Here is a 10,968-nt window from a genome sequence, read left to right as displayed (position 1 = left end):
GAGTCCTCCTCGCTGCGGTCGTCATCCACGCCCGCCTCAGTTAAGAGACACGCTCTAGGCCGTTGTGGGCATCGGAGGTGACGAGCCGGACGCCGGTCAGGCCACGGGCGGTGAGGTCGCGGAAGAACCCGAGCCAGCCGGCGCCGTCCTCGGCGGGGTGACTTGCAGCCTGAGGATCTCCCGGTGCCCGTCACCGTTGACACCGGTGGCGAGCAGGGCGTGGACGTTGACTACCCACCCGCCCTCACGGACCTTGGGCACCAGGGCGTCGGCGGCGACGAAGGTGTAGGGCCCGGCGTCAAGCGGACGGGCGCGGAAGTCGGCGACCTGGACGTCGAGCTCGGCGGCCATCGCCGAGACCTGCGACTTGGACAGCCTGGTGATACCGAGGGACTCGACGAGCTTCTCCATGCGCCGCGTCGAGACACCAAGGAGGTAGCAGGTCGCGACCACGGTGGTCAGGGCGCGTTCGGCGCGGCGGCGCCGCTCGAGGAGCCAGTCGGGAAAGTAGGACCCGTTGCGCAGCTTGGGGATCGCCACGTCCAGCGTCCCTGCGCGGGTGTCGAAGTCGCGGTGCCGGTAACTGTTGCGGGTGTTCGTGCGGGACTCCGAGCGCTCACCGTAGCCGGCGCCGCACACCGCGTCCGCCTCGGCGGACATGAGCGTGTTGATGAAGGTCGTCAACATCTGCCGCAGCAGGTCAGGGCTGGCCTGGGACAGCTGTTCGTGCGGGAACTGGGTCGGGTCGATACTGGAGGGAGCGGTCATCGCGGGGTGTCTTTCTGGAGCACTGTGGAAGGTCTCCAGAAGATCACGCGGTGGCCGCCCTACACGACGCCTCGCCCGTCACCGAGCCGGTCGCACACCACCTTGGTAGACGCCACTCTGGGCGACGCGCGCAGAGTTGCCAACCATCATCGCCGCACCCGCGCGTTCCCGCCGAACATTGTGAGCATCATCAGCCTGCACGCCAAGGGCCTGGACCACGGGGGAGATCGCCGCGCACCTGGCCGAGATCTATATGGCACCAAAGTCTCCCAGGAACTGATCTCTAAGGTGACCCAGGTGTCGGTCATCTCGGTGCCAGCGCGGTCTGCAACACCAGAGAGGATGCTTAACAAGGCGGACGAGGTCTCCAGCAGGGGTCAAGTTGCGTCTGAGGCTTCCAATCGTCAGTGCGAACTATTTGGCGTCGACATTGACACATGATCGCCACGATCGCCAGGATGAACATGTCCATACATAGTGACAGAAAGTCCGAAGTTTGGGGCCTGCAAATGGCCTCGCTCTAGGGATGAATCGGGTATCGAGCACATCTCGATGGCCTCGATGAGAAAAGCGGATGTGGTACTTACTAACCCGCCGCTTGGTGACACCGACCACACGGTGGCGGCAAATTCATGGAGAGATCTTCGGCGCGGTGGGCATTCCTCCGAAGGCACAATCGACTTCTACGACTGGCTGGGTGTGGTTCCGATCGGGACCGCTGAAGAGACAGAGCTGAACCGAGTATCAGGCCAGCTCGAGTCGCTCGACGAACGCATCTGTGGCTCGAGCGGCACCGTAGCCACACCCACCGACAGAGTCGCTGCCCACGACGCAGGTCTGGCAGCGGGCGCACCCGGATCAATCGAACCAGGCTGCCCGGCGACATTGCCGCTGCGCGAGGATGGAGCGGTGACGCCCCGCACCGATGAGCCCGACTACCAGCTCGTCTGGCCCCGGACGCTCTTCAAGGCCGAAGCAGTCAAGCTGCTCGACCGACGAGGGGCTCACGACTGGGATGATCAGTGCGAACACCTTCTTGGGGATGCCTTTGTCGGCGGCGACGAGGGCGGTCCCAGGAGTGTTCCGAGAGGTCGATGACCGCACGAGCGATCCCTCGGCGTCCAGATCGACAGCTGGCCTCTCGCCGAAACAGCTCCTGCCCTCCTTCCTGGTTCTCAAGATCGAACCAGTTTTCAGAGTGGTCGGTCCCGGGTTTGGTGGAGTTGATCGATTGGGATTCTGGTCCGCGTGACCCTTGAGGAGGGTTCGTGGGCAGGCGTGGGTATCCGCCGGAGTTCCGGCGCAAGGTGCTCGATCTCATCGAGGCCGGCAGGCCGGTCGTGGACGTGGCGCGGGATCTCGGGATCAGCGCACAGTCGATTTACGTGTGGCGACGGCAGGACCGCATCGACAGAGGTCTCGAGCCGGGTCAGAGCAGCGGCGAGCAGGCCGAATTGGCGGCGGCGAAGCGGCGCATCGCGCAGCTGGAGACCGAGCTGGCGATCCATCGCCGCGCTAGCGAGTTGATCGGGAAGGTGGTGCCCCCAAAAGGATCTACGAAGCGATCGCGGTGATGGCCGGTGAGGGCTTGCCTGTGCAGATGGCCACCCGTGTGCTCGGGGTGTCGGAGTCGGGCTACTACAACGCCCGAGGCCGCGCGCCCTCGGCGCGGGCGATCCGTCACGCTTGGCTGCTGGATCAGATCCGCATCGTGCACGCGGCCTCGAAGGGCACCTACGGCGCCCGGCGAGTGCACGCCGAACTCACCCTCGGCCAGGGGCTGGTGGTCGGTCACAACGCTGTAGAGATGCTGATGGCCCGGGCCGGGATACGCGGGGTCACCGGCCGGCCGCGCTGGCGACGCCCGCGGCCGGACCTGATCGCGACAGACCTGGTCGATCGGGACTTCGCCCGGGCCGGGCCGAACCAGCTGTGGGTCACCGACATCACCGAGCACCCCACCCGCGAGGGCAAGGTGTACTGCGCGGTCGTGCTCGACGTCTACTCCCGACGGGTCGTGGGCTGGTCGATCGACGCCTCTCCGACCGCGGCGCTGGTCACCAACGCCCTCGGGATGGCCATCGACGCCCGCCGACCCGGCCCCGGAGCAGTGATCCACTCCGATAGGGGCGTGCAATTCGGGTCCTGGGCGTTCACCGACCGGGCCCGGGCATCGGGGCTGGTGCCCTCGATGGGCAGCATCGCCGACTGCTTCGACAACGCGATGATCGAGTCGTTCTGGTCGCGGATGCAGGTCGAGCTCCTCAACCGGCAGCGGTGGCGCACCCGGATCGAGCTGGCCAACGCGATCTTCGAGTACCTCGAGATCTGGCACAACCGGCGCCGCCGACACAGCGCGCTCGGCTGGCTGTCACCGCTAGAGTTCGAGAACTAGAGCAAGATCGTTGCGGTCCAGATTCCAGTCTGACGACTCCACCGAACCCGGGGCATCCCAGACACTCCGGCAAAGCGGGGGAATCTCATTCCGAGCCAGATCGAGTTCCAGGGCGATGGTCGCGCCGAGTTTGTCCTTGACGATGCCGGCGAGTGTGCGCGCCACCTTCAGCGTTCTTGACTCTGGCTTGGGGTTACCGACGACACCCGTGATCCGCATAGGGCATCCTCCAAACCTTCTGAGCACATGTGTCGGCGGCGAACCTGTCGAGCGGCATCCAACGGTCTTGTGTCGCAAATGCAGTACAAAGTAGCCCAACGTCTGGTCGAGACATTGCGCGACGGTTTGGCCGAACTGGCCGATCTGGACGATGAGTAGTCCGCCGGCTATCGCGCATTGCCGGGTGTGCCGACAGGCCCACGAGACGACGCTCGACCACGATGGACCTGGCCTCGAACCAAGCATGACGGCCAGCGACACTGGCGTCCGAGAGTGGCATGTCAAGTCACCGCGACCATAGCCAGACCCCCACCTGCTGAGGACTGCTCAGGCCGCGGTGAGGTGGAACGTCGAGCCGCTGCTGCCGGCCGTCCAGGCCGCGGGAAGCGCTGCGGCTAGCGCGTGCTGCGCACGCCACCCGGTGCAGTGGCCGGCAACGACCAGATCGGGGGCCATCGCGACGAGTTCGAGGGCCGTGTCGTCGATGATCGGCTCGAATGCCGGCCCGTTCAGGTGCATCCCGCCGAGTAGTGCGTGCAGCGACGGTACGCGGGTGAGGCGCTGGGCGTGCCGCACGATGTTGATCACCCCGGCGTGCCCGCAGCCGGTCACCACCACCAGGCCGCGGCCGCGGACGTGCACGACCAGGGCCTGGTCGTCGACGATCAGGGGATCGTGCCGCCACTCCTGTCCCGACCAGGCCTGGTGGATAGGGGGCGCCCCGCGTTCGAACTCGGTGGTGCGATCGACCTCGCCGGTGATCAATACGCACCCTTCCACCAACAGGGACGGCTGCCGGCGCTCGATCACGGTGAACCCCTCGCCGTCGAGTGCGCGCTTGCTCAGCGTCGGCATCTCCTCGGGCTCGAGACCGGGAACGGCTAGCCGGCGGCGGGTCCAGATCTCCGGGTGGACCACCATGGGCAGCGACCGTGCCCCCTTCTTGCCGACGAGCCCGGCAAGGCCACCGGCGTGATCGAAGTGGCCGTGGCTGAGCACCACGCCCTGGATCCCCGACAGGTCGAGCCCGAGCCGTTCAGCATTGGTAACCATCGCGGTGGGTGACATTCCGGTGTCGAACAGCAGGGTCGTCGTCGTGCTCCCGCGGCGCACCGTGACCAGCGCGGAGAATCCGTGCTCCGCCACAAGCCCGACCGCGGTCGAGCCACCTTCGAACTGTGCTGCCGCGGCCCTCGCGACGCCGAACGAGGTCCGGCTGGTGCGGTCGTCCCCGATTAGCAGCGCGTCGTATACGTTGTCCACCAACGTCGTGACCCTTACCTCGTCGACCGGTTCGAGCGCGATCGGGTCGACCGCCTCACCGGCCGCCTGGCGCGGGGAGGCCTCAGAGAGTTCCTGGTATCCGCCTGACGATAGGCACATGATGTGTCGCTCCCTTTCGCGTCGACGAGGAACCCCGACCCCAGCAGCATCGGCCTGAACGGACCTCCCGAACAGGCAGTGTGCGGCCGCCGTTCTGGCGGGGACGTACCGTCGACATGACTCGGTCGATTGATGTCCCTGCGACGCTATGCGAATATGACGCGGCTCACTCTCCGCGATGCGAAGCGGGGTGTCCGCCTGCCGAAGAGTTCCCTCGTTGTGTCTGAGAGGGAAGAACTCCGAAGCGGTCGCGGTATTGCTGGGCAAATCGGCCGAGATGTCCGAAGCCGTAATGAAAGGCGAGGTCGGTGATCGGCTCACCAGTCCCCTCGAGGAGGCTTGCGTGCACCCGGTCCAGTCGGGTGTTGCGGACGAACGTACTGGGCGGCACCCCTGTCACACGTCGGAAACCGAGCTGTACCGCTCTGGCGGACACGCCGGCCCTGGCGGCCAGCGTCGCAATGCTCAGGTCCTCTTCCGGATGCGACTCGATGAGCGCAATCAGGTCGTCGATGCGGGACGTGCGCACCGGCCGGTGGTCGCCGGCGAGCTCCTCGGAGTGCGAGTGCGGGACCACCCACAAGATGCGGGTCATCAGCAGCGACTCCAGCTGACGAGCGCCCGCGGAAGTCGCAGCCGCGGCGGTCGGCTGGTCCAACTCCGACCACACGAACTCGATGCAGGAAGCCAGGCTCCGGCCGGCGGGGCTCGCCAGAGAGAAAGCAGGCGCCAAAGTCAGCGGACTCTGCACCGCGTGGCCGAGCAGAGCGGCGAGTTGCTCCTCGAACAGGACCCGCGGCATCTTGATCGGGTACTGGACAGCGGCCGGGCTCCAGCGGACCCTGACCGGCTCAGTCGGCGTGATCGAGATCCCCGTGCGCGGGTCGCTCGTCGCCGCGGAGCTGTGCTGGCGCACCGTGGTGTACCCGGAGATCGGAATGTTGACATGGTAGTAGTCGAGCATCGGGGGCCCAACGAGTTCGACCTCGGCGCCGTAGCTCACCCGAGCCATGGTGAGTCGCTGCGTGGCGAGCTGCCGCAGGCGGAACCGGAGGGGCGCCCGCTCGAGCAGATGCAACTCGTGCGAGGCATAGGACTCCTCGATGCAGCGGCGTGCATCATCGACCGTTCCCGCATGCACCTCAAAGGCTGCGACCATGCCACCTCCATGAACGGTAAGCGGGCGTCGTCCCACGCCAACCCGACGCTCCAGTAGGCCACCGCCTGACGGTACAGGCACGTTTGCAAATGAGAAGGGCGCCGGTGAGGCAAAACCCGAACGGGCGCTCAACGGCGGCCGGGACGAATGCCCCTTCAATGATCAGCCGCGACCACATCACGTAATCGCTCCTTCCGCACGTAGGCCCGGGGATTGAGGCCGCCCACTGGACCAGGGACCCGACACGTGCTGCGGTCCGAGCGAGACAGCCTGGCCGTCGCGCGTCAGCACGACCTCGTCGGGAAACTCCCGAGTGAACTCGATGTCCGGTACCTCCAGCAGACGGTCCAGGGCGGTGTCGAGCAGTTCCGCGCAGCCCCCCCCGATGTCGTGGAGAACCGCGACCGTGTGCTCTTGGGCGCGGACGCTTGCCAGCAGGCGGTCGACCCACTCGGGCCCCTCCCAGTCCCGCGGGACCGAGTTCCAAACGATGGTGGTACTCCGCTCTCGTAAGAGAAGGTCAACGGCGCCGGGACTGAGCAGGTGCGAACCAATCTTGCCCATGTTCCCGGGAGGGCGGAACATCGCCGTGGGGAGGCCCAGATCGGCCAACACTGCGAACGTCTCGCCGATCTCGCGCTCCGCGTACGCCGGGTCGGGACGATCACCGAGAGCGTCGGTGTGGGTAAGCGAGTGGTTCCCGATCAGATGGCCAGCCGCGGCGACCTGCTCCACCATTCGCCGACCCCCGTCGCTCAGCACCCGCTGGCCGACGACGAAGAACACGGCCGGTAGCCGTCGGGCGGCGAGTGACGCCAGAACACGCTCCGTGACACCCGGGGTCGGGCCGTTGTCGAAGGTCAGTGTGAGCCGGGTCATCGTTGAGCTCTCCTCGTTTCCGCCCGAGGCGAACGGATTCTGGCGGGTTCGGCGTGTGCCCGAGTCGACGCAGCCGAGAACTGGCGTTGACCCGGGCCGGAGCTGCTCAGTGCCGAAGCCCCTCCTTGCGCAGCAGCGGCATGACCTCGCGGTCGAAGTCCTCCAACTCGTTCGCGTAGTCGTGGAAGCCGAGGATGATTCCGCCGATACCGGCCTCTGACAGCTCCGCGAGCTGCTCGGTCACCTGCTCGGGAGTGCCCACGAGCACCGTTCCGCCCCAGCCTAGAACGAAGCGTTCGCGGAAGGCGTCGATGACGCCCTGGTACGACTCGCTCTCGATGCCCAGGCCGGATATCACGAGGTCCGCGCCCTCGGTGTCGCCTTGGTCAATGATGCCTTGGACTGCCTGTTTGGCCTCCTTCTCCGTCTCCCGGCACACGACGAGGCCGTAGGTGAAGACATCCAAGGTGCGGTGGTAGGAGTCGGCCGCGAGAGCGGAGATCTTGCGCTTGTACTCGCGGGCACCCTCGAGGCTGTCGAGTACGGCGAGATTCACGTCGACGTTCCGGGCGGAGAAGTCCATGCCGGTCGGCGAGTTTCCTGCACAAATCAGCGCCGGACGCGGCGAGAGGATCGGCTTCGGCTCCGACTCGGCGCCGAACGCGGTGAAGAACTGGCCGTCGAAGTCGAACGGTCCCGGCGCGGTCCATAGGTGCTGAGCAAAGTCCAGCCACTCCTGGCCATAGGCGTAACGCGCGGTGTGGTCGTACTGAGGCCGCCCGAACATCTCGATCTCTTCCTTGAACCAACCCATGACCATGTTCATCCCGAAGCGGCCCCCGGCAATCTGGTCGATGGTCGCGGCCTGCTTCGCGGCGACGATAGGGTGCACGGCCGGCAGGTGGGTGGTCGCGAAGATGGAGATCTGCTCGGTGGCCTGCGCAAGCCCAGCCGCCCACGTGAAGGTCTCCAGTGCCGAGCCCATGAAATTTGTACGTCCGCCGAATCCCTTCCAGCGCGCCACCGGCACGATCAACTCCATGCCCATCCGGTCGGCCTGCTGCGCGACCCGGAGCTGCTGGTCCCACGTAATCCGCGAGTCGGTCGGCGCCTCGCTCATGATGATCCCGCCACTGCAGTTCGAGCCGAACACCCCCAGCTTGAGCCTCTGGTCGTTGAACAGCGGGATGTCGCGCAGCGCCTGCCGGTTCGCAACCGCTTCCGCCTGGTGCACGGTCATCGTCACAGGAAACTCCTTGCATGGTCGATTGATGTCCCAGCGACGCTATGCGAATATGACGCGGCTCACTCTCCGCGATGCGAAGCGGGGTGTCCGCCTGCCGAAGAGTTCCCTCGTTGTGTCTGAGAGGGAAGAACTCCGAAGCGGTCGCGGTATTGCTGGGCGAATCGGCCGAGATGTCCGAAGCCGTAATGAAAGGCGAGGTCGGTGATCGGCTCACCAGTCCCCTCGAGGAGGCTTGCGTGCACCCGGTCCAGTCGGGTGTTGCGGACGAACGTACTGGGCGGCACCCCTGTCACACGTCGGAAACCGAGCTGTACCGCTCTGGCGGACACGCCGACCCTGGCGGCCAGCGTCGCGGGAGGCAGTCCGGGCACGCCGAACCGTCCAAGGTCGGCGTGCAGTTGACGTGACCTTGTGACGAGGTCCCGGCTCTACGACCAATTCACCGACGCCGATCAGGACTGCTCCAGGGTGCAGCGCACTGATGAGTTCGGCTACTGGACCGTCACTGTCGAACGCCCACTCCTCGACGATGAGGGTACCCTGATCACGGACCGCAAGGGCGCGCACAAGCCGTACCCGAAGAAGCGCGAAACGGAGAACGTCCCCTTCACCTACGGCGGCTCCACCATGGGCCCGGCAGGCAAGCTCAACGTAATCCAAGCCTACTTCGCCACCGAGATAAAGCCACATGTCCCCGACGCCTGGATCGACTGGAAGAAGGTCAAGGCGGGCTACGAAATTCCCTTCACTCGGTACTTCTACAAGTACGTCCCTCCCCGCCCTCTCGTCGCGATCGATGCCGACCTGGAGAAGCAGGTTGCTAAGATCATCGAACTGCTGCGCGAGGTGGAGGGATGACGGCAACTTGGATCCCTAAGCTGGCAGATGGCTGGATGACGAGACCCCTCTGGTCGATGTTTCGAACGGGTCAAGGACACCGGCCATCCAGAGGAACAAATGCTGTCAATCTTCCGCGACTACGGGGTTATCGCAAAAGATTCGCGGGCGAACATAAACGCCACTGCCGAGAACCGCGGTATCTATCAGTTGGTGCATCCGGGCTGGCTTGTCATGAGCCGTATGAAAGCTTGGCAAGGCTCGGTTGGAATTTCGTCATTGAGGGGGATTGTCTCAGGTCACTACATCTGCTTCTCGCCGCGCTTGCCCAGGCGACTGCGACCTGTCGGCGGATTCTAAAGGCCGTTGCCGACCACATATTGCCGGGTCGGCAGGGCGCAAGCACCGATCCAGGAAATTCGTTCGACGATCCAGCATATCGGAACCGCGTGTTCGAGTTCGTCAAGCAGTGTACGGGAAGCGAAACTGCCGTAGAGAATGAGAATCTGCGGTCGGTGGTATAACGTCGCGATTCGACTCTCTGGACAAGCTTGCAAACAAGGGTGTGCACGCAAGTGTTGGATTGCAGGAGGCGGAGCTTTGCGCCATACACACGTACTTGATCGCGGGCGAGCTCCTCATGCTCGAACGAGACTAATGGTGCGTCGCCCAACGGCGGGCGTGGATCCTCGGTCGGGCGTGGATCCACGGTCGGGCTTGGATCCTCGAAGGATGACCGCGCGCGTCCGGCCGGGCATCGCGCCGTCGCTCGGCTCGGATGCGGTGTCGGACCAGATGTTGCGGCATGGATCGCTGCCGGCCGACCGCGGCGCAGTCCTCGGTCGACGCGAACTCACTGTTCCAAGAGTGGTCGGAATGACGTCCGGGTCGCGACGTAGATGAACGGACCAGGTTTCTCGCAGCACTGCTCGATCCGGCGCCAGTTCGCCATGACGACCTCTAACTGTTCGAACTTGGTCCTCGCCGCACTCCCGGCAAGCGCCACCATGCGGGCGCCGTGCTCGACGACCGCGCCGACCTCTCGGGAATGGCCCTGGATCGCGGAGTCGCGAGTGATGATCACCCATCCCTCCGCCGCCACCTGTGGGATCCAGACCGGATCTTTAGCAGCCGGCGCGGTGATGGGGCACGCCGGACGCTGCCTCTTGTGCAGCACACCGCCCTGGTCACCTGGGAAGGTGACGTCGTTGCGGACCTGCACGAGGATTTTGGCCAGCCCGAGTAGATCGGCGTCGACGTAGAAGCGGACCTGAGCGGCGGGGTACTGCCGAGCGTTCCTGCTCTGCACGGCCGTCAGCTCGCCCGGCGGCCTGTTTCGTAGGACATCGCCCATCGGACATCACCGACGCTCAGGCCGTAGTCGTCGGCGACCTCGTGCTCGTCCTCGCCGCCGTCGACGTGCTCCCAGATGGCCTCGGTGGAGATACCCCGTACTGAAGGCCTCCCGAATCGCTGGTCCGGATCGATCAGGACCGGCGACTGCCGGTCCTCGGCGGGTCGCCAGGCAGCAGCGCTGCTTCCTTCCCAGGTCACGCGTTCGAAGAACGCCTCGGCCGGGGGCGTCAGAAGCGGCTGGTTGCGAACGATCGCGACGAGGCAGAACTCCGCCGCGAGATCGGCGCGGTCCTGGGCCTCGATCACGAGCTGTCGCTCGTTCACGAACGGACGCGCGTCGGCCAAGGGATATGGGATGCCATAACGCTCGCGGAGAATCTCAATGAACGCACGCAGCTCGGCCATCGGAACGCTTCGCTGTCGATACTCGCGAAGGAGACCGGCTTCGATGAACTCCGCCCACGTCACCGGTGCGCGATGACCGCGTGGCTCGACCCTGATCACCGGCTGATACGCCCGGCCGCGCCGCTCGCCACCCTCGAGCCAGTAGTTGAGCGTGTTCTGCGAGACGCCGAGCAGCCGCGCGGCCTCGGCCTCGCTGTACATCTCTCGATCCAGCACGCTGGTCATGGGCGTAGTGTGCCACCTCGCCGTGATCGAGTTCGGTGAACCGTCCTGGGTCTGCGTGAGGCTGACGTTCAGGCCACCGCACCCTGTTGGGCGATG

General features: G+C 65.5%; 10 protein-coding genes and 2 pseudogenes. 3 read left to right on the top strand and 9 right to left on the bottom strand.

The features are described from left to right. Window positions 1–55: 55 nt before the first annotated feature. Window positions 56–768: pseudogene (locus ABD993_RS21850) on the bottom strand (IS256 family transposase); the annotation flags it as partial. A gap of 561 nt (window positions 769–1,329) precedes the next feature. Between ABD993_RS21850 and ABD993_RS21845 the strand changes: the two are divergent. Together ABD993_RS21845 and ABD993_RS21840 are read left to right on the top strand one after the other, a co-directional pair. Continuing rightward, window positions 1,330–1,866 carry a hypothetical protein gene (locus ABD993_RS21845; protein WP_345421502.1) on the top strand — a complete coding sequence of 179 codons (537 nt, stop codon included), beginning with the start codon at window positions 1,330–1,332 and terminating at the stop codon, window positions 1,864–1,866. A 170-nt stretch (window positions 1,867–2,036) separates the two neighbouring features. Continuing rightward, window positions 2,037–3,163 (top strand): annotated as a pseudogene (locus tag ABD993_RS21840) (IS3 family transposase). Here ABD993_RS21840 and ABD993_RS21835 read toward each other — a convergent pair. The 6 genes from ABD993_RS21835 to ABD993_RS36850 form a co-directional block, all read right to left on the bottom strand. Further along, a complete protein-coding gene (locus tag ABD993_RS21835; RefSeq protein WP_345421499.1) occupies window positions 3,146–3,382 on the bottom strand; it encodes an NADPH-dependent FMN reductase family protein in 237 nt (78 codons plus the stop codon). The pseudogene ABD993_RS21840 and the gene ABD993_RS21835 overlap by 18 nt on opposite strands. Window positions 3,383–3,709: 327 nt before the next feature. Beyond that, window positions 3,710–4,495 carry an MBL fold metallo-hydrolase gene (locus tag ABD993_RS21830; protein ID WP_345421496.1) on the bottom strand — a complete coding sequence of 262 codons (786 nt, stop codon included), beginning with the start codon at window positions 4,493–4,495 and terminating at the stop codon, window positions 3,710–3,712. A gap of 436 nt (window positions 4,496–4,931) precedes the next feature. Beyond that, window positions 4,932–5,924: an AraC family transcriptional regulator gene (locus tag ABD993_RS21825; RefSeq protein WP_345421493.1), complete on the bottom strand. Its 993-nt coding sequence runs from the start codon at window positions 5,922–5,924 to the stop codon at window positions 4,932–4,934. Between the two features lie 177 nt (window positions 5,925–6,101). After that, a complete protein-coding gene (locus ABD993_RS21820) occupies window positions 6,102–6,803 on the bottom strand; it encodes a polysaccharide deacetylase family protein (RefSeq protein ID WP_345421490.1) in 702 nt (233 codons plus the stop codon). Window positions 6,804–6,909: 106 nt separating this feature from the next. Then, window positions 6,910–8,043 carry an LLM class flavin-dependent oxidoreductase gene (locus ABD993_RS21815; protein WP_345421505.1) on the bottom strand — a complete coding sequence of 378 codons (1,134 nt, stop codon included), beginning with the start codon at window positions 8,041–8,043 and terminating at the stop codon, window positions 6,910–6,912. A 65-nt stretch (window positions 8,044–8,108) separates the two neighbouring features. Further along, a complete protein-coding gene (locus ABD993_RS36850) occupies window positions 8,109–8,420 on the bottom strand; it encodes a helix-turn-helix domain-containing protein (RefSeq protein WP_425569086.1) in 312 nt (103 codons plus the stop codon). Window positions 8,421–8,460: 40 nt separating this feature from the next. On the opposite strand from ABD993_RS36850, the gene ABD993_RS21810 reads away from it, so the two are divergent. Beyond that, complete coding sequence (locus ABD993_RS21810; protein ID WP_345421487.1) at window positions 8,461–8,907, top strand: hypothetical protein; 447 nt, start codon at window positions 8,461–8,463, stop codon at window positions 8,905–8,907. A gap of 832 nt (window positions 8,908–9,739) precedes the next feature. Here ABD993_RS21810 and ABD993_RS21805 read toward each other — a convergent pair. Both ABD993_RS21805 and ABD993_RS21800 read right to left on the bottom strand, forming a co-directional pair. Further along, a complete protein-coding gene (locus tag ABD993_RS21805; RefSeq protein ID WP_345421485.1) occupies window positions 9,740–10,195 on the bottom strand; it encodes a PIN-like domain-containing protein in 456 nt (151 codons plus the stop codon). Between the two features lie 5 nt (window positions 10,196–10,200). Further along, a complete protein-coding gene (locus ABD993_RS21800) occupies window positions 10,201–10,872 on the bottom strand; it encodes a DUF433 domain-containing protein (RefSeq protein WP_345421483.1) in 672 nt (223 codons plus the stop codon). Window positions 10,873–10,968 lie beyond the last annotated feature (96 nt).

The organism is Pseudonocardia xishanensis, assembly GCF_039541715.1.
Classification (GTDB): Bacteria; Actinomycetota; Actinomycetes; order Mycobacteriales; family Pseudonocardiaceae; genus Pseudonocardia; species Pseudonocardia xishanensis.
The sequence above is the reverse complement of the archived record's forward strand: the minus strand, read 5'-3'. Positions and strand labels throughout refer to the sequence as shown.

Bases quoted from the DNA above. Each gene is read 5' to 3' on its own strand.
- ABD993_RS21845 (WP_345421502.1), top strand. From the start codon at position 1,330: ATGAGAAAAGCGGATGTGGTACTTACTAACCCGCCGCTTGGTGACACC.
- ABD993_RS21835 (WP_345421499.1), bottom strand. From the start codon at position 3,382: ATGCGGATCACGGGTGTCGTCGGTAACCCCAAGCCAGAGTCAAGAACG.
- ABD993_RS21825 (WP_345421493.1), bottom strand. From the start codon at position 5,924: ATGGTCGCAGCCTTTGAGGTGCATGCGGGAACGGTCGATGATGCACGC.
- ABD993_RS21820 (WP_345421490.1), bottom strand. From the start codon at position 6,803: ATGACCCGGCTCACACTGACCTTCGACAACGGCCCGACCCCGGGTGTC.
- ABD993_RS21815 (WP_345421505.1), bottom strand. From the start codon at position 8,043: ATGACCGTGCACCAGGCGGAAGCGGTTGCGAACCGGCAGGCGCTGCGC.
- ABD993_RS21800 (WP_345421483.1), bottom strand. From the start codon at position 10,872: ATGACCAGCGTGCTGGATCGAGAGATGTACAGCGAGGCCGAGGCCGCG.